Origin of the sequence: Streptomyces sp. NPDC127177, assembly GCF_042672475.1 — a bacterium.
Lineage (GTDB): Bacteria > Actinomycetota > Actinomycetes > Streptomycetales > Streptomycetaceae > Streptomyces.
Genome location: NZ_JBHXUW010000020.1, coordinates 99,602 through 115,773, shown reverse-complemented (window position 1 = coordinate 115,773; position 16,172 = coordinate 99,602). Strand labels below are relative to the sequence as shown.

Genomic DNA, 16,172 nt, shown 5'->3' with positions numbered 1-16,172 from the left:
CCCGCCCCCCGGGCCCACGTGCCCGCGTAACGCGCCCGTGCGCGCGCCTGAGGGGCCCGGCCGCCCGCACCCGCGGTCTGCCGGGCCCCTTTTGCGTGCGGTGGGCGATGGGCGGTGGGTAGGGTCGGGTCATGCCGATCAGAGCGGTCCTCTGGGACGTCGACGACACCCTCTTCGATCACACGACGGCCTCCAGCGCCGGAATGAGCGGGCATCTCGCGGCCGAGGGACTGCCCGACGGGTACACCACCGCCGAGGACGCGGTCGACGCCTGGCAGCGTCTGACCCGGCGCCACTGGGCGCGGTTCTCCGCGGGGGAGACCGACTGGCCGGGCCAGCGCCGCGACCGGGCCCGGGATTTCCTGGGCCGCCCGCTGGAGGACGCCGAGGCCGATGCCTGGTTCGAGCGCCACATCGCCCACTACGAAGCCGCCTGGGCGCTCTTCGATGACACCGTTCCGGTGCTGGACGCGCTGGCGGGGACGTACCGGCACGCGGTGCTGTCGAACTCCGCCCAGGACCAGCAGCACCGCAAGCTGACCGTGCTCGGTGTGCGCGACCGGTTCGAGTCCCTGCTCTGCGCGGCGGAGCTGGGTGTCTCCAAGCCCGACGCCAGGGCGTTCCTCGCCTCCTGCGAGGCACTGGCGCTGCCGCCGGCGGAGGTCGTCTACGTGGGGGACGAGCCCGACATCGACGCGGGCGGTGCGGTGGCCGCCGGGCTGACCGGCATCTGGCTGGACCGGGGCGACCGGGGCGGACGCCCCGAACTCGTCCGGATCACGGCCCTGGACCAGCTTCCCGGCCTGCTGGCGGGCGATACCCGTTTTGGAGCGCCGGACACCTTCAGGTAATGTTCTTCCTGCGTCACCCGAGCGGGACAAAAGATCCGAGCGGGAAGCGCAGACAGAGATACAGCCCTCAGGGGTTGCGTTTCAGTGGGCTATGGTGTAATTGGCAACACTACGGTTTCTGGTACCGTCATTCTAGGTTCGAGTCCTGGTAGCCCAGCGCAAGACAAGCAAGTTGCAGGAACAAGCCCCCGTTGTGTAGCGGCCTAGCACGCTGCCCTCTCACGGCAGTAGCGCCGGTTCGAATCCGGTCGGGGGTACAGATCCTTCCCGCGAGAACATCTGGGTCGCACCCACGCTCTCGATGCAGGATCGCTAGGGCCCCCGTTGTGTAGCGGCCTAGCACGCTGCCCTCTCACGGCAGTAGCGCCGGTTCGAATCCGGTCGGGGGTACTTGTAACACCATGGGCTATGGTGTAATCGGCAACACTACGGTTTCTGGTACCGTCATTCTAGGTTCGAGTCCTGGTAGCCCAGCGCAAGACAAGCAAGTCGCAGTAACCAAGCCCCCGTTGTGTAGCGGCCTAGCACGCTGCCCTCTCACGGCAGTAGCGCCGGTTCGAATCCGGTCGGGGGTACAACAGAGCTCCGGACAGCAGCCCTTCACTTCGGTGAGGGGCTTTTTGCTTGTCCGCGCGGGCCGTCCGGCCGGGCTCAGAGCCCGAACCTCCGCGCGGTCTCCTCCTCCTGGGCCAGTCGGCGCAGGGCCGTGAGCAGCGGCTCGTACAGCACCGCGGAGGCGACCGTCTTCTCCACCTGTTCCGCCTCCGAGGGGTAGGACTCCATCATGTCCAGGTCGATGACCGCCACTTGGTGCATGAGCCGCGCGTGCTCCACCAGGTAGTCGACCTCGCACGGATACCCGAGACGAATGAGGGCGGCCAGCGACGCCACCACGGACCGGTGGACGGGGGAGAGCGAGCCGATCTCCTGGACGGTGGTCCACCCCAACCGGTCGAGCAGCCGGTCGACTTCGGCGCGGGCCAGCGCCGTCTCCGGGGCGTCCTCGTCCGGTTCCGGACCGTGCGGAAGCGCCCAGAGAGCGGCGCCCAGCCTGATCGTGCGGCCGAGCGACTCGTCGTCGACGTGACCCAGCACCTCGCGGGCCGTGGCGACGGGGAGGTGGCCGACCTGGAGCAGCGCCCGGACCAGCCGCAGCCGGCGCAGATGGCTCTCGTCGTACTCGGCCTGCCTCGCGCTCACCCGGCGGCCGGGCGGCAGCAGCCCCTCGCGCAGGTAGTACTTGATCGTCGCGGTCGTGACGCCGCTCTGCTCGCTCAGTTCCGAGAGCCGCATGCTGTGCCTTCCCTTGCGCCACCTCGTGGGCGGTGCCACTATCCAACCATTGGATAGTGGGACTCTCCAACGAGCAGCCAGGGGGCGCCGCATGTTTGCGAAACCGATTCCGGGTCGGACGACCGCCGCAGCCGAGGGCGATGTGGTGGTCCTGCTGATAGGGATGCGGATCAACCACTTCTGGGGTGTGCACCACTGGCTCCCGGTCTTCGCCGCGATGCCCCGCATGCTCCGGGAGTTGGGCAAGGACAAGGAAAGGGGCCTGCTCGGCTACACCCTGCTGTCCGGCTCACCGCGGACGTACTACGTCGTCCAGTACTGGGAGTCGAAGGAGAAGCTGTACGCGTACGCGTCGGCGCCCGACATGTTCCACCGCAAGGCGTGGGCGATGATCAACCGCAAGGAGAAGAAGTCACGTCAGCACGTGGGGCTCTGGCACGAGAGCTACATCGTGCCCGAGGGCGGCTACGAGTCCATCTACGCCGATATGCCGCTGTACGGACTGGCCGCGGCGACCGGGTCGCTGCCGATCGAGAAGCGGGGGCGCCGGGCGGCGGACCGTTTCGCGCACCGCTCGCCGGCGAAGTGAGGTTCTGAAGGGGGCCGCCACGGCGCTGGGGCGGCCGGTCGGGAACAGGCGGGGGAGCAGGGTCAGCCCGTGCGGCGCAGTGCCTCGCTCAGCCTGGCGGCCGAGTCGATGATGGCCTGGGCGTGCATCCGGCCCGGGTGGCGGGTCAGCCGTTCGATCGGACCGGAGACCGAGACCGCCGCGACCACCCGGTTCGAGGGGCCGCGCACCGGTGCGGAGACCGAGGCGACGCCCGGCTCGCGCTCACCGATCGACTGGGCCCAGCCCCGGCGCCGGACTCCGGAGAGCGCGGTCGCGGTGAACCGGGCGCCCTGGAGGCCGCGGTGCAGGCGCTCCGGCTCCTCCCAGGCCATCAGGATCTGGGCGGAGGATCCCGCCTTCATGGTGAGCGTCGAGCCGACCGGCACGGTGTCCCGCAGACCGGACAGCCGCTCCGCCGCCGCCACGCAGATCCGCATGTCGCCCTGCCGGCGGTAGAGCTGAGCGCTCTCGCCGGTGATGTCGCGCAGGTGTGTGAGCACCGGTCCCGCCGTGGCCAGGAGCCGGTCCTCGCCCGCCGCCGCCGCGAGTTCCGACAGCCGGGGGCCGAGAATGAAACGGCCCTGCATGTCCCTCGCCACCATGCGGTGGTGTTCCAGTGCCACGGCCAGTCGATGTGCCGTGGGTCTTGCGAGCCCTGTCGCCGCGACCAGCCCGGCGAGGGTGGCCGGACCGGACTCCAGGGCGCTCAATACCAGAGCTGCCTTGTCGAGAACGCCGACGCCGCTAGAGTTGTCCATACGACGATACTCGCGTCTCACTCTGTGAAACGCAAGTTCAATTTTCCGGGGAAGTTGCGAACCTGTGGGGGCGGCCCCACAACGGCCCGTAGCCACCGCCCCGCACGGGGGTCCGGACGGGGGCGCACCGAATCTCTAGTTGGGCCGGCGACGACGCCGGCCGGAGGGAAAGCGATGGGTAGGACACTCGCGGAGAAGGTTTGGGACGACCATGTCGTCCCCAAGGTCTCGACTTCGATCGACCAGGGGAGCTCCGAGGGGCGCGCCGAAGGTGAGCCCGACCTCCTCTTCATCGATCTGCACCTGCTGCACGAGGTGACCAGCCCGCAGGCCTTCGACGGTCTGCGCCAGGCCGGACGCCCGGTGCGGCGCCTCGACCTCACCATCGCCACCGAGGACCACAACACCCCGACCCTCGACATCGACAAGCCGATCGCCGACCCGGTCTCCCGCGCCCAGCTGGAGACCCTGCGCAAGAACTGCGCGGAGTTCGGCGTCCGGCTGCACCCGCTCGGCGACGTCGAGCAGGGCGTCGTGCACGTGGTCGGCCCCCAGCTGGGGCTGACCCAGCCCGGCACCACGGTCGTCTGCGGCGACTCCCACACCTCCACACACGGTGCCTTCGGCGCGCTGGCGTTCGGCATCGGCACCAGCCAGGTCGAGCACGTACTGGCGACCCAGACGCTGCCGCTGGCACGCCCGAAGACGATGGCGATCACCGTCGACGGCGAACTGCCCGACAGCGTCACCGCCAAGGACCTGATCCTCGCCATCATCGCGCGGATCGGCACCGGCGGCGGCCAGGGCTACATCCTCGAATACCGCGGTTCCGCCATCGAGAAGCTCTCGATGGAGGCCCGCATGACCATCTGCAACATGTCGATCGAGGCCGGTGCGCGGGCAGGCATGATCGCCCCCGACAGGACCACCTTCGACTACCTGCAGGGTCGCGACCACGCCCCGCAGGGCGCCGACTGGGACGCCGCAGTGGCCTACTGGCAGACGCTGCGTACCGACGACGACGCCGTCTTCGACGCCGAGGTGGTCATCGACGCCGCCGAACTGGCGCCGTTCGTCACCTGGGGCACCAACCCCGGACAGGGCGCGCCGCTGTCGGCCAACGTCCCCGATCCCGCTTCGTACGAGGACGCCTCGGAGCGCTTCGCCGCCGAAAAGGCCCTGGAGTACATGGGGTTGACCGCCGGACAGCCGCTGCGCGAGATCAACGTCGACACCGTCTTCGTAGGTTCGTGCACCAACGGCCGGATCGAGGACCTGCGCAACGCGGCCGCGATCCTGGACGGCCGCAAAGTCGCCGACGGTGTGCGGATGCTGGTCGTCCCCGGTTCCGTCCGGGTCGCCCTGCAGGCCGTCGAGGAGGGCCTGGACAAGGTCTTCAAGACCGCCGGCGCCGAATGGCGGCACGCGGGTTGCTCGATGTGTCTGGGTATGAACCCCGACCAGCTGGCCCCCGGCGAGCGCTCCGCCTCCACCTCGAACCGTAACTTCGAGGGCAGGCAGGGCAAGGGCGGCCGTACGCACCTGGTCTCCCCGCAGGTCGCCGCCGCCACCGCCGTGCTGGGCCATCTGGCCTCGCCGGCCGACCTGTCCGACGACCGCACGCCCGCCGGAGTCTGAGAATCATGGAAGCTTTCACCGCACACACCGGCCGGGCCGTCCCGCTGCGCCGCAGCAACGTCGACACCGACCAGATCATCCCCGCCCACTGGCTGAAGAAGGTCACCCGGGACGGCTTCGAGGACGGTCTCTTCGAGGCCTGGCGCAAGGACGAGAACTTCGTCCTCAACCGCCCGGAGCGCAAGGGCGCCACGGTGCTGGTGGCCGGGCCCGACTTCGGCACCGGCTCGTCCCGCGAGCACGCCGTCTGGGCCCTGCAGAACTTCGGCTTCAAGGCCGTCGTCTCCTCCCGGTTCGCCGACATCTTCCGCGGCAACTCGCTGAAGAACGGGCTGTTGACCGTGGTCCTGGACCAGAAGGTCGTCGACGCCCTCTGGGAGCTGACCGAGGCCGACCCCACGGCCGAGATCACGGTCGACCTGGAGAAGCGCCAGGTCCTCGCCGAAGGCATCACCGCCGACTTCGAGCTCGACGAGAACGCCCGCTGGCGGCTGCTGAACGGGCTGGACGACATCAGCCTCACCCTGCAGAACGAAGCGGACATCGCGGCTTACGAGGCCACCAGGCCGGCCCACAAGCCACGCACAATTAACGTCTGAGCAGCACGTTTCCAGCACTGCGCCCCCTGCCTTCTGGTAGGGGGCGCAGTCGCTTGTTGAGACCCCGTCGGGCGACAACTCGCCCCAGATGGCACAATCGGTGCATGGAACGCGACAGCCAACTCAAGCTTTACGGCCAAGTCGCCGACCGATTGAAGGAAGCGCACTCGCGAGTGCGTGCACTGCAAGTCCCGGAGGGCGTAAGGATGGCGCTGTCCCGGAAGCTGCTGGTCGTCACGGCCGCGGCGAAGCACGATCTCCCAGATGCAGCAAGGCGTCTGGACCGGTTGATGAAGGACCTCGATGAGGGCCGATTCCCCGAAGGTGACTGACTCTGCGGAACTGCGCAGCGGTCGACTTCGTTGCGGCACTAGGGTGATTAGCCCGTTTCGTGTTTGATTTGCGGTATATATCTGCCTAACGTGCGAAAAAGCTTGAACACTTTCGTTCTGGCTATGTCTCCGAAGGGGAAGACGTGAACAAGGCGCAGCTCGTAGAAGCGATTGCCGACAAGGTCGGCGGCCGTCAGCAGGCCGCGGACGCCGTCGACGCGGTGCTCGACGCGGTCGTCCGCGCAGTCGTCGCAGGTGACCGCGTTTCGGTCACCGGCTTCGGCTCGTTCGAGAAGGTCGACCGCCCGGCCCGCTACGCCCGCAACCCGCAGACGGGTGAGCGCGTGCGGGTCAAGAAGACCTCCGTGCCCCGTTTCCGTGCGGGACAGGGGTTCAAGGACCTGGTCAGCGGCTCGAAGAAGCTCCCCAAGAACGACGTGGCCGTGAAGAAGGCGCCCAAGGGCAGCCTGTCGGGCGGTTCTTCCACCCGTACGACGGCCAAGGCCGCCGCCAAGAAGGCGACCGCGAAGAAGGCCGTGGCGAAGAAGGCCACCGCGAAGAAGACCACGGCAGCGGCCAAGAAGACCACGGCCCCCGCCAAGAAGACCACCGCGAAGAAGACGTCCGCGGCGGCCAAGAAGACCACCACGGCGGCCGCGAAGAAGGCGACCCCCGCGGCGGCGAAGAAGACGACCGCCAAGAAGGCCGTCGCCAGCAAGACCGCGCCCGCCAAGAAGACCACGGCGAAGAAGGCGCCCGCGAAGAAGACCACGGCGCGCAAGACCACGGCCAAGAAGGCCACTGCACGGAAGAAGTGAGACCGAGCAGCACAGGGCTCCTCACACGCGCCGGGCCGGGCTCCCCTCGGGGAGCCCGGCCCGCGGGCTGTTCAGGAGGTGCCGCGGGCTCAGAAGGTCTGTAGCGTCACCAGGCTGATCCGCAGCCCGGCCCCCTCGCCCCGGCCCTCGATCCGCACCCGCTGGCCCGGACGCAGCAGCCGCAGGCCGCCGGCGTCGAAGGCCGCGGCGTCGAAGTCCACCGGGGTGCCGTCGTCGAGCAGCACGCTGCCGGTGCGGGTATCGGGGTCGTACGTGTACGAGGTCGCCTGCATGAGCGGCAGCCTATCGGTCCATCGAGGGGACCCCGGCGGCCCAGCGCCCCGCCGTGTACGGGCCCACTCCCAGCGCCAGAGCGGCCCGCAGATCATCGCCGGTGTCCACGTCCTGGCGGACGGAATCGATGCCGGCGAGCATGATTTCCGCGGCGCCGGACGCGAGATGCGCGGCCCTGGACGGACCGCCGAAAACGGGGCGCAATTCCACTCCTGGCCCAGCGGACAGAAATGTCGTTCCGATTCCCGCCGCATCGGTCACGAATGCGCGGGGAAAATCGGCCGAGGATTCGAGGACCCGGGCCAATTCCGTGGGGCGCAATGCGGGCAGATCCGCGTTGAGCGCGGCGACCGCCGCCCGGGGCCGGGTCGCACGCACCGCCCGCTCACCGTGCGCGAGGGCGGCGTTGAGCCCGGCGGCGGGGGAGTCGGGCACGATGCGGGCGCCGAGCGCCGTCAGGGCGGCCCCGGCCGTCCTGTCGTCCGTGACGACCACCACATCGGCCACCGCCGGGCAGGCCAGCGCGGCGTGCACGGTGTCCTGGGCGAAGGCCAGGGCCAGCCGGGGCCGCAACAGGGCGCCCGAGGCGGGCATCAGCCTGCTCTTGGCCCGCGCCAGGGGCTTCAACGGGACGACCAGGGACCAGCGGCCGGTCGGGTCGGTGTTCGTGGCGGTCTCCCCCTCGATGTGCGTGGCCGCCTATTCTCGCCTGCCGGTGCGACAACCCGGAGGGTCCCTCCCGATGGCGAGGCGTACGGTGTTCTCGACAGAGCAGGGGCCTGGGGCGAGACTTGACCGTCGGTAGTCAGGCAGTACAGCTCCACCGTCAGGTCCATAGAGGAAGGTGTCCGGGTGTCCCGCCGCAGAATCGGCTTCTGGTACCGCTTGGCAGCGGTCATCGCGAAACCGCCGCTGGTGGTTCTGTTCAAGCGCGACTGGCGGGGAATGGAACACATTCCGGCCGACTGCGGATTTATCACTGCGGTCAATCACAACTCTTATCTGGACCCGCTCGCGTACGGGCACTTCCAGTACAACACCGGCCGGGTGCCGCGGTTCCTCGCCAAGGCCGGCCTCTTCAAGGCCCCCTTCGTCGGAATGATGCTGCGAGGCACCGGCCAGATCCCCGTGTACCGCGAGACGACCAACGCGCTCGACGCGTTCCGGGCGGCCGTCGCCGCCATCGAGCGCGGCGAGTGCGTCGCCTTCTACCCGGAGGGCACCCTCACCAGGGACCCCGAGATGTGGCCGATGGGCGGAAAGACCGGCGCCGCCCGCGTCGCGTTGTTGACCAGGGCCCCGGTCATCCCCGTCGCCCAGTGGGGCGCCAACCTCGCGATGCCGCCCTACGCCACGGACAAGAAGCTCCGGCTCTTCCCCCGCAAGACCCTCCGGGTCCAGGCCGGTCCGCCCGTCGACCTCTCCCGGTTCTACGACAAGGAGGCGACGCCCGAGGTCCTGCGCGAGGCCACCGAGGTCATCATGCACGCGGTAACCGAGCAGCTGGCCCAGATCCGCGGACAGCAGGCCCCCACCGAGCTCTACGACCACCGCAAGGCCCGCGCGGAACAGCGGCGCAAGTCCGAAGGAGAGGGACCCAAGTGACGCACCCCGTAAAAGCAGCCGTCTTCGGAACCGGCTCATGGGGTACGGCCTTCGGCATGGTCCTCGCGGACGCCGGCTGCGACGTCACCCTCTGGGGACGCCGCGCCGAGGTCGCCGAGGCCGTCAACACGACCCGTACCAACCCCGAGTACCTCCCGGGCATCGAACTCCCCGCATCGGTCCGGGCGACCACGGACGCCGCCGAGGCGCTGCGCGGCGCCGACTTCGCCGTGCTCGTCGTGCCCTCCCAGACGCTCCGCGCCAACCTCGCCGACTGGGCCCCGCACCTGGAGTCGCAGACGGTGCTGGTCTCCCTGATGAAGGGCGTCGAACTCGGCACCGCGAAGCGGATGAGCGAGGTCATCAGGGACGTCACCAAGGTCTCCGCCGACCGCATCGCCGTCATCACCGGACCGAACCTCGCCAAGGAGATCGCCGAACGCCGCCCCGCCGCGGCCGTCGTCGCCTGCCAGGACGAGTCCGTGGCCCGCCGCCTCCAGGCCGCGTGCCACACCCCGTACTTCCGCCCGTACACCAACACCGACGTGGTCGGCTGCGAGCTCGGCGGCGCGATCAAGAACGTCATCGGGCTGGCCGTCGGTATCGCCGACGGCATGGGGCTCGGCGACAACGCCAAGGGCTCGCTCATCACCCGGGGCCTCGCCGAGACCACCCGGCTGGGCCTGGCCATGGGCGCCGATCCGCTGACCTTCGCCGGACTCGCCGGACTCGGCGACCTGGTGGCGACCTGCTCGTCGCCGCTCTCGCGCAACCACACCTTCGGCACCAACCTCGGCCGCGGCATGACCCTCCAGGAGACGATCGCGGTCACCAAGCAGACCGCGGAGGGCGTCAAGTCCTGCGAATCGGTGCTCGATCTGGGACGCCGGCACGGTGTCGACATGCCCCTCACCGAGACGGTCTTCGGCATCGTCCACGAGGGAAAGCCCCCCATGGTCGCGCTCAAGGAGCTCATGTCGCGCAGCGCCAAGGCCGAGCGGCACTGAGCGGGTTCACCCGGCGGACGGCACCGCTGACGCTGACGCGACCCGTACCAGCAGGTACGCTCATCGCGATATGAGCAGCGAGAACCTCCCCCAGAACACGGAGCACCAGCTCCGCAAGCCGCGCGTGGCCGTCGTGTTCGGCGGCCGCAGCTCCGAACACGGCATTTCGGTGGTCACGGCCGGTGCCGTCCTGAGCGCCATCGACCGGACGAAGTACGACGTCCTGCCGATCGGCATCACGACGGACGGCCGCTGGGCGCTCACCGCCGACGAACCCGAACGCATGGCCATCACGGACCGCAGGATGCCGGACGTGGCCCAGCTGGCCGAGTCCGAAGAGGGCGGCGTGGTGCTCTCCGTCGACCCCGGCAGCCGTGAAGTGGTCTACAGCGAGCCCGGCTCCGTCCCCAAGGCGCTCGGCGAGGTCGACGTCGTCTTTCCCGTCCTGCACGGCCCCTACGGCGAGGACGGCACGCTACAGGGCCTTCTGGAGCTCTCCGGCGTGCCGTACGTCGGCGCGGGTGTACTCGCATCGGCGGTCGGCCAGGACAAGGAGTACATGAAGCGCGTCTTCACCTCCTTCGGCCTGCCCGTCGGCCCGTACGCCGTCGTGCGCCCCCGGGAGTGGGACCAGGACCCCGGGGCCGCCCGTAAGCGCATCGTCGACTTCGCCGGCGAACACGGCTGGCCGCTCTTCGTGAAGCCGGCCCGGGCCGGCTCGTCGATCGGCATCACCAAGGTCGAGGACGCCTCCGGCCTCGACGGGGCGATCGAGGAGGCCCGCCGCCACGACCCCAAGTTCCTCGTCGAGTCGCTGCTGCGGGGCCGCGAGATCGAGTGCGGGGTGCTGGAGTTCGAGGACGGACCGCGCGCCAGCGTGCCGGCCGAGATCCCGCCCGTCACCGCACACGACTTCTACGACTTCGAGGCCAAGTACATCGACTCGGCGTCCGGGATCGTGCCCGCCCCGCTCACCCCCGAACAGACCGCCGAGGTGCAGCGGCTCGCCGTGGACGCCTTCGAGGCGGCCTCCTGCGAGGGCCTGGTGCGCGCCGACTTCTTCCTCACCGATGACGGCGGCTTCGTCATCAACGAGATCAACACCCTGCCGGGCTTCACCCCGATCTCGATGTACCCCCGGATGTGGCAGGAGAGCGGCGTCAACTACCAGCAGCTCGTGGACCGGCTCATCCAGGCGGCATTGGACCGGCCGACCGGACTGCGCTGAAACGGACCGACGGCCGGGGGGCGTGTGCTCCGCTCCGGAACACACGCCCTACAGGCTGTTGGGAATCGTCTTCCTGACCGCCGGGGCGAAGGCCGCCAGCGGGCTCGCGTCATGCGCGTACGCCTCCGACAGCGTCACCTCGACGTACGCCTTGCGGAAGGTGGTCGTGAAACGCGGACCGTCGTCCTCCCGTTGCTCCAGCATCCACTTGACGCCGCTCGCGTCGATCGCCTTCGACTGGGCGTCGTCCATCTTCGCGGGGCGCGGGACACCGCAGCGCAGTACGATCGCCCCGTCCCCCCACCCGGCGGTCAGCTCCGAGCCGGGCCCGGGGTCACTGCGCCTCTGACCGGCGACGGAACTCGGCAGCTTCGCGTGCAACGCACGGCAGTAGGCTGCGGCTTCCGGCGACGGGGTGGGAACCGCGACCGATGCCGAGGCGTCACCGGAGGAGCAGCCCGCCGCGGCCATGAGCAGCAGGGCAGCGGACGGACCGAGGAACACGGGGCGGGGGAGCCGGCGGCGGATGAACGTCACCGGCCCAGCGTAGACGGGGGTTACAGGTGCACGACCGGGCAGGTCAGCGTTCTGGTGATGCCGTCCACCTGCTGGACCTTGGCGACCACCATGCGTCCGAGTTCGTCGACCGTGTCGGCCTGCGCGCGCACGATCACATCGTAGGGGCCGGTGACGTCCTCTGCCTGGATCACTCCCGGGATCTTGGCGATGGTCTCGGCGACTGTCGACGCCTTGCCCACCTCTGTCTGAATAAGGATGTACGCCTGTACCACGGAACCTCCAGGGCGGCCACGAGGATCATGTGGGGGAAAGGGACGCCACGGTATCGCGTTGCCGCGGGCCGCGGGGAGACCTGCGGGCCGGATGCCGCCCACAGCGTGGCGTACAGCACACACAAGTTGACGTATCTCTTGACAGTACCGACAGCAGTGACGGCCCGCGACCGCAAGCTCAGCGGTGCGGACGGGGGACAGGCATGCCTGTGACCACCAGGACGGACGGCCCCGCGGGGCGGGTCCGCTGCCGGGACGCCGGCGGGCCGACGGAACAGGCCGGACGCCCGTCCGGCGCGATAGATGAGGGGTGAGACTCGGTGAAGGGAACCGTGGGCGAGTTGGGGGAGTTCGGCCTCATCAGAGAGCTGACGTCCCGGCTCACCACCACTCCGGCGGTACGGCTGGGGCCCGGCGACGACGCCGCGGTCGTGACCGCTCCCGACCGCAGGGTCGTGGCCAGTACCGACATCCTGCTGGAGGGACGGCACTTCCGGCGTGACTGGTCGACGGCGTACGACGTCGGCCGCAAGGCCGCCGCGCAGAACCTCGCCGACATCGCCGCCATGGGAGCCGTGCCCACCGCGCTGCTCCTCGGCCTCGTCGTCCCCGCCGAACTTCCGGTGACCTGGGCCGGGGAGCTCATGGACGGCATCCGTGACGAGTGCCAGGTCGCGGGGGCGGCCGTGGTCGGCGGGGACGTGGTGCGGGGCGACACCATCACCGTCGCGATCACCGCGCTCGGCGATCTGCGCAACCACGAACCCGTCACCAGGGCAGGCGCCCAGCCCGGCGACGTCGTCGCGGTCACCGGCTGGCTCGGCTGGTCCGCCGCCGGATACGCGGTGCTCTCCCGCGGTTTCCGCTCGCCGCGCGCCTTCGTCGAGGCCCACCGGCGGCCCGAACCGCCGTACCACGCGGGCCCCGCGGCCGCCGGGCTCGGTGCCACCGCGATGACCGACGTCAGCGACGGGCTCGTCGCCGACCTCGGGCACATCGCCGAGGCGAGCAAGGTCCGCATCGACCTGCGCTCGGGACGCATCGACATCCCGTCCCAGATGTCCGACATCGGACAGGCCGTCGGCGTGGACCCCCTCCAGTGGGTGCTCACCGGGGGAGAGGACCACGCGATCGTCGCGACGTTCCCGCCGGACGTGAAGCTGCCGGCCCGCTGGAAGGTGATCGGCGAGGTCCTCAATCCCTCGGCGCTGCCGCAGGTGACGGTCGACGGGGCGCCCTGGACCAGCAGACACGGCTGGGACCACTTCGGGGACATCGAGGACGCCCAGTAGATTGCGGGTCATGCCCATACCCTCCGACGTACCTCCCCGTGTGCTCACCGTCGCCGGATCCGACTCCGGCGGCGGTGCGGGCATCCAGGCCGACCTGAAGACGATGCTGGCACTCGGCGTGCACGGCATGAGCGTGCTGACAGCCGTCACCGCCCAGAACTCCCTGGGGGTGCAGGGCGCCTGGGAACTGCCGGTGGAAGCCGTACGCGCCCAGTACCGCAGCGTCGTCGACGACATCGGTGTGAACGCGGTCAAGACCGGCATGCTGTCCTCGGCCGTACTCGTCGAGACGGTCGCCGCGCTCATCGCCGCGACGGACGCCCCCGCCGTCGTGGACCCGGTGGGTGTCTCCAAGCACGGCGATCCGCTGCTCGCCGCCGAGGCGCTGGACTCCGTACGCACGAAGCTGCTGCCCGTCGCGACCGTGGCGACCCCGAATCTCGACGAGGTGGCGCAGATCACGGGGGTCACGGTCACCGACGAGGCCGGGATGCGGCGGGCCGCCGCCGAGATGCTCGGCCACGGGCCGCGCTGGGTGGTCATCAAGGGCGGGCACCTGCCCGGCGACCCCGTCGACCTGCTGACGGACGGCTCCGAGGAGCACTGGCTGCGCGCCCCCCGCCACGACAACCGCCACACGCACGGCACGGGCTGCACCCTCGCCTCCGCGATCGCCTGCGGGCTGGCCCGGGGCGAGGACGTGCCGACAGCGGTACGGGCCGCGAAGGCCTACGTCACCGGGGCGGTCGCGGCGGGCTTCCCGCTCGGCGCGGGGATCGGCCCGGTCGACCACGGGTGGCAGCTGCGCGGGACCCCCTGACCACCCGGCCCGGAACGGGCACAGCAAAAAGCCGGTCCACCGAGGTGGACCGGCTTTTTGGGCAACCGGTAAGGCTGCGCTACGACGGGAACGTCAGCGCGCGACCTTGCCGGCCTTGATGCACGAGGTGCAGACGTTGAGCCGCTTCGGCGTCCGCCCGACCACGGCACGCACGCGCTGGATGTTGGGATTCCAGCGACGGGACGTACGGCGGTGCGAGTGCGAAATGCTGTTGCCGAAGCTCGGCCCCTTGCCGCAAACGTCGCAGTTGGCAGCCACGGGTCACTCCAAAGACTTCAGGTGCACTTACAGTGAATTCCGGCACGCCGGATTCAATGTCTGAAGTGGCGGTACCGGGGGAATGTCCCGACTCTCGTCGGGCAACCGAAGCAGCATACAACGGCTGCGTCGGAGATACGAAACTACCATGGGTTCCACTACCGCCTGCCCCGCCCCTGACCCCGCCGGGCCCGACCGGCCCGGTCTACCCTGCGGTGCAGCCCGCCGCCCCGGGCCCCGTTCCGAGGAGGACCATCAGGTGCCGCAGACCGCCGACGACCTGGACGCCGTCGCGGTGCGTACCTGGTGCTCACTGGCGCTGGACGCACTCGGCCGGGAGCGCGAGGCGATCGACGCGATCAACGTCTACCCCGTCGCCGACGGGGACACCGGCACCAACCTCTACCTGACCGTGGAATCCGCGGCGGCGGCGGTCGAAGCGGTGTTCGCCGCCCACGAGACCGGTACCTCGGTGCCCTCCACCGCCGACGCGGTGCGCGCCATGGCGCACGGGGCGCTGATCGGGGCCCGCGGCAACTCCGGCACGATCCTGGCCCAGCTGCTGCGCGGAATGGCCGGGGTGCTGGCCGACGAGGCCGGTACGGACCGGCTGGGCCTCGCTCTGACCCGGGCCGCCGCCTCGGCACGCGAGGCGGTCGCGCACCCCGTCGAGGGCACGGTCCTGACGGTGGCCACCGCCGCCGCCGAAGCCGCTGGTCGCGCGGTGGGCGGCGCCGGTGCGGCCGTGGTGGCGCAGGCGGCGTACGAGGGGGCGCGCACCGCCCTGGACGCGACCCCCGGACAGCTCGCCGTCCTCGGCAGGGCCGGGGTCGTGGATGCCGGGGGGCGCGGACTGGTCGCGGTTCTCGGCGCGCTGGTCGAGGCCGTCTCGGGACGGGCGCCGGAGCACGTGTACGAGCCACCGGCCGCACCCGTTCCGTTCGTCGCCGCGGTGGGGGACTGCCCCGCTGCGGACGATCCCGAGGGCGGACCGGCCTTCGAGGTCATCTACCTGCTGGAAGCCGTGGACGAGGCCGTGGAACGGCTGCGAACCCGGCTGGACGCCCTGGGCGACTCCCTCGTGGTGGTGGGGGGCGACGGACTCTGGAACGTCCATGTGCACGTCGACGACGCGGGAGCTGCGGTGGAGGCCGGCGTCGAGGCGGGACGCCCGTATCGCATCCGGATCACCCACTTCGCCGCCGACCGGGTGCACGCCCGCCCCGAACCGGCGCAGCGCGCGGTGGTCGTGGTGGTCCCGGGCGACGGCCTCGGCGGCCTGTGCACGGAGGCCGGGGCTACGACGGTGCTCGCGCGCCCCGGGGAGCCGCCCGCCAGCGGCGAACTGGTCGACGCCATCCGCCGCGCGCACGCCCGCGAGGTGGTGCTCCTGCCCAACGACGGGGAGCTGCGCCACACGGCCGCGGCCGCCGCCGAACAGGCCCGCGCCGAGGGCGTCCGGGTCGCCCTGATCCCCACCCGCGCCGCGGTCCAGGGCGTCGCGGCCCTGGCCGTCCACGAACCGGACCGCAGCTTCGACGAGGACGTGGTCGCGATGACCGCGGCGGCCGGCGCCACCCGCTACGCCGAACTGGCCGTCGCCGAGCGGCAGTCCTGGACCATGGCGGGGATCTGCCAGGCCGGCGACATCCTGGGCCTGATCGACGGCGATGTGGCCGTCATCGGCGAGAACGTCCTGGAGACGGCCCGCAAGGTACTGGACCGGATGCTGGCGGCCGGCGGTGAACTGGTCACCCTGGTCCTGGGCGAGGACGTCCCCGACGCACTTGCCGCGACGCTGGAGGAACACGTCCGCGAGGGCTACCTCGCGGTGGACACGGTGATCTACCGAGGCGGCCACCAGCGCGCCCCGCTCCTGATCGGCGTGGAATAGGACGGGCCGGCCAAACCACGGGCCGTGCGGGCAGAACCACGGGCCGGGCCGGCGAAATCGAGC

General features: G+C 70.4%; 19 protein-coding genes and 5 tRNA genes. 17 read left to right on the top strand and 7 right to left on the bottom strand.

From position 1 onward, the window contains the following. The first annotated feature begins 131 nt into the window (after window positions 1-131). The 6 genes from ACFVJX_RS15255 to ACFVJX_RS15230 all read left to right on the top strand — a co-directional run bounded on the left by ACFVJX_RS15255 (window position 132) and on the right by ACFVJX_RS15230 (window position 1,426). Entirely contained in the window at window positions 132-851 is a 720-nt protein-coding gene (locus tag ACFVJX_RS15255; protein WP_384133419.1) for an HAD family hydrolase, read from the top strand. 85 nt (window positions 852-936) lie between these two features. Then, a tRNA-Gln gene (locus ACFVJX_RS15250) sits at window positions 937-1,008 on the top strand. A gap of 27 nt (window positions 1,009-1,035) precedes the next feature. Further along, window positions 1,036-1,108, top strand: a tRNA-Glu gene (locus ACFVJX_RS15245). A gap of 60 nt (window positions 1,109-1,168) precedes the next feature. Continuing rightward, window positions 1,169-1,241 (top strand) — tRNA-Glu (locus ACFVJX_RS15240). A gap of 12 nt (window positions 1,242-1,253) precedes the next feature. Then, window positions 1,254-1,325 (top strand) — tRNA-Gln (locus ACFVJX_RS15235). 28 nt (window positions 1,326-1,353) lie between these two features. Further along, window positions 1,354-1,426 (top strand) — tRNA-Glu (locus ACFVJX_RS15230). Between the two features lie 76 nt (window positions 1,427-1,502). On the opposite strand, the gene ACFVJX_RS15225 is transcribed toward ACFVJX_RS15230, so the two are convergent. Further along, on the bottom strand, window positions 1,503-2,144 hold the full coding sequence (locus ACFVJX_RS15225; protein WP_384133423.1) for a MerR family transcriptional regulator: 642 nt from the start codon (window positions 2,142-2,144) through the stop codon (window positions 1,503-1,505). A 91-nt stretch (window positions 2,145-2,235) separates the two neighbouring features. Between ACFVJX_RS15225 and ACFVJX_RS15220 the strand changes: the two genes are divergently transcribed. Continuing rightward, window positions 2,236-2,733 (top strand): DUF4188 domain-containing protein, encoded by a 498-nt coding sequence (locus tag ACFVJX_RS15220; RefSeq protein ID WP_384133426.1) that lies wholly within the window; start codon window positions 2,236-2,238, stop codon window positions 2,731-2,733. 62 nt (window positions 2,734-2,795) lie between these two features. Here the strand turns inward: ACFVJX_RS15220 and ndgR are convergent, their stop codons facing one another. Then, a complete protein-coding gene (gene ndgR / locus ACFVJX_RS15215) occupies window positions 2,796-3,512 on the bottom strand; it encodes an IclR family transcriptional regulator NdgR (protein WP_024490257.1) in 717 nt (238 codons plus the stop codon). Between the two features lie 174 nt (window positions 3,513-3,686). Between ndgR and leuC the strand changes: the two genes are divergently transcribed. The 4 genes from leuC to ACFVJX_RS15195 all read left to right on the top strand — a co-directional run bounded on the left by leuC (window position 3,687) and on the right by ACFVJX_RS15195 (window position 6,899). Next, on the top strand, window positions 3,687-5,150 hold the full coding sequence (gene leuC, locus ACFVJX_RS15210) for a 3-isopropylmalate dehydratase large subunit (RefSeq protein WP_384133429.1): 1,464 nt from the start codon (window positions 3,687-3,689) through the stop codon (window positions 5,148-5,150). Between the two features lie 5 nt (window positions 5,151-5,155). Further along, window positions 5,156-5,749, top strand: a complete 594-nt coding sequence (gene leuD, locus ACFVJX_RS15205; protein ID WP_384133432.1) for a 3-isopropylmalate dehydratase small subunit — start codon at window positions 5,156-5,158, stop codon at window positions 5,747-5,749. Between the two features lie 104 nt (window positions 5,750-5,853). After that, window positions 5,854-6,081, top strand: a complete 228-nt coding sequence (locus ACFVJX_RS15200) for a hypothetical protein (protein WP_145765789.1) — start codon at window positions 5,854-5,856, stop codon at window positions 6,079-6,081. Window positions 6,082-6,224: 143 nt separating this feature from the next. Beyond that, window positions 6,225-6,899 (top strand): HU family DNA-binding protein, encoded by a 675-nt coding sequence (locus ACFVJX_RS15195; RefSeq protein WP_384133436.1) that lies wholly within the window; start codon window positions 6,225-6,227, stop codon window positions 6,897-6,899. A gap of 89 nt (window positions 6,900-6,988) precedes the next feature. On the opposite strand, the gene ACFVJX_RS15190 is transcribed toward ACFVJX_RS15195, so the two are convergent. Beyond that, window positions 6,989-7,192 (bottom strand): hypothetical protein, encoded by a 204-nt coding sequence (locus ACFVJX_RS15190; RefSeq protein ID WP_384133439.1) that lies wholly within the window; start codon window positions 7,190-7,192, stop codon window positions 6,989-6,991. A 10-nt stretch (window positions 7,193-7,202) separates the two neighbouring features. Then, window positions 7,203-7,820, bottom strand: coding sequence for a 2-phospho-L-lactate guanylyltransferase (cofC, locus tag ACFVJX_RS15185; RefSeq protein ID WP_384133442.1), 618 nt, complete (start codon window positions 7,818-7,820; stop codon window positions 7,203-7,205). Window positions 7,821-8,045: 225 nt separating this feature from the next. Between cofC and ACFVJX_RS15180 the strand changes: the two genes are divergently transcribed. The 3 genes from ACFVJX_RS15180 (at window position 8,046) to ACFVJX_RS15170 (ending at window position 11,033) form a co-directional block, all read left to right on the top strand. Then, window positions 8,046-8,798, top strand: coding sequence for a lysophospholipid acyltransferase family protein (locus ACFVJX_RS15180; protein WP_384133445.1), 753 nt, complete (start codon window positions 8,046-8,048; stop codon window positions 8,796-8,798). Beyond that, window positions 8,795-9,805: an NAD(P)H-dependent glycerol-3-phosphate dehydrogenase gene (locus tag ACFVJX_RS15175; protein WP_384133448.1), complete on the top strand. Its 1,011-nt coding sequence runs from the start codon at window positions 8,795-8,797 to the stop codon at window positions 9,803-9,805. The genes ACFVJX_RS15180 and ACFVJX_RS15175 overlap by 4 nt, the downstream gene beginning before the upstream one ends. A 70-nt stretch (window positions 9,806-9,875) precedes the next feature. Next, complete coding sequence (locus tag ACFVJX_RS15170; RefSeq protein WP_384133451.1) at window positions 9,876-11,033, top strand: D-alanine--D-alanine ligase family protein; 1,158 nt, start codon at window positions 9,876-9,878, stop codon at window positions 11,031-11,033. A gap of 48 nt (window positions 11,034-11,081) precedes the next feature. Here ACFVJX_RS15170 and ACFVJX_RS15165 read toward each other — a convergent pair whose 3' ends face one another. Further along, window positions 11,082-11,570 (bottom strand): DUF3515 domain-containing protein, encoded by a 489-nt coding sequence (locus ACFVJX_RS15165; protein ID WP_384133454.1) that lies wholly within the window; start codon window positions 11,568-11,570, stop codon window positions 11,082-11,084. A gap of 20 nt (window positions 11,571-11,590) precedes the next feature. Next, the gene (locus tag ACFVJX_RS15160; RefSeq protein WP_064070330.1) at window positions 11,591-11,824 is read right to left on the bottom strand and encodes an Lrp/AsnC family transcriptional regulator; all 234 of its coding nucleotides are present in this window, start codon (window positions 11,822-11,824) and stop codon (window positions 11,591-11,593) included. 320 nt (window positions 11,825-12,144) lie between these two features. Here ACFVJX_RS15160 and ACFVJX_RS15155 point away from each other — a divergent pair, with 320 nt between their 5' ends. Together ACFVJX_RS15155 and thiD are read left to right on the top strand one after the other, a co-directional pair. Further along, complete coding sequence (locus ACFVJX_RS15155; protein ID WP_024490269.1) at window positions 12,145-13,116, top strand: thiamine-phosphate kinase; 972 nt, start codon at window positions 12,145-12,147, stop codon at window positions 13,114-13,116. A gap of 10 nt (window positions 13,117-13,126) precedes the next feature. Next, window positions 13,127-13,936, top strand: a complete 810-nt coding sequence (gene thiD, locus ACFVJX_RS15150) for a bifunctional hydroxymethylpyrimidine kinase/phosphomethylpyrimidine kinase (RefSeq protein WP_384133457.1) — start codon at window positions 13,127-13,129, stop codon at window positions 13,934-13,936. Window positions 13,937-14,029: 93 nt separating this feature from the next. Here the strand turns inward: thiD and rpmB are convergent, their stop codons facing one another. Further along, the gene (rpmB, locus tag ACFVJX_RS15145; protein ID WP_003965989.1) at window positions 14,030-14,215 is read right to left on the bottom strand and encodes a 50S ribosomal protein L28; all 186 of its coding nucleotides are present in this window, start codon (window positions 14,213-14,215) and stop codon (window positions 14,030-14,032) included. Window positions 14,216-14,474: 259 nt separating this feature from the next. Between rpmB and ACFVJX_RS15140 the strand changes: the two genes are divergently transcribed. Beyond that, window positions 14,475-16,109, top strand: coding sequence for a DAK2 domain-containing protein (locus tag ACFVJX_RS15140; RefSeq protein ID WP_384133459.1), 1,635 nt, complete (start codon window positions 14,475-14,477; stop codon window positions 16,107-16,109). Window positions 16,110-16,172 lie beyond the last annotated feature (63 nt).

Excerpts from the sequence above, each read along its gene's own strand:
- ACFVJX_RS15225 (WP_384133423.1), bottom strand. The coding sequence starts at position 2,144 with ATGCGGCTCTCGGAACTGAGCGAGCAGAGCGGCGTCACGACCGCGACG.
- leuC (WP_384133429.1), top strand. The coding sequence starts at position 3,687 with ATGGGTAGGACACTCGCGGAGAAGGTTTGGGACGACCATGTCGTCCCC.
- ACFVJX_RS15255 (WP_384133419.1), top strand. The coding sequence starts at position 132 with ATGCCGATCAGAGCGGTCCTCTGGGACGTCGACGACACCCTCTTCGAT.
- ACFVJX_RS15200 (WP_145765789.1), top strand. The coding sequence starts at position 5,854 with ATGGAACGCGACAGCCAACTCAAGCTTTACGGCCAAGTCGCCGACCGA.
- ACFVJX_RS15220 (WP_384133426.1), top strand. The coding sequence starts at position 2,236 with ATGTTTGCGAAACCGATTCCGGGTCGGACGACCGCCGCAGCCGAGGGC.
- ndgR (WP_024490257.1), bottom strand. The coding sequence starts at position 3,512 with ATGGACAACTCTAGCGGCGTCGGCGTTCTCGACAAGGCAGCTCTGGTA.
- thiD (WP_384133457.1), top strand. The coding sequence starts at position 13,127 with ATGCCCATACCCTCCGACGTACCTCCCCGTGTGCTCACCGTCGCCGGA.
- ACFVJX_RS15170 (WP_384133451.1), top strand. The coding sequence starts at position 9,876 with ATGAGCAGCGAGAACCTCCCCCAGAACACGGAGCACCAGCTCCGCAAG.
- leuD (WP_384133432.1), top strand. The coding sequence starts at position 5,156 with ATGGAAGCTTTCACCGCACACACCGGCCGGGCCGTCCCGCTGCGCCGC.
- ACFVJX_RS15190 (WP_384133439.1), bottom strand. The coding sequence starts at position 7,192 with ATGCAGGCGACCTCGTACACGTACGACCCCGATACCCGCACCGGCAGC.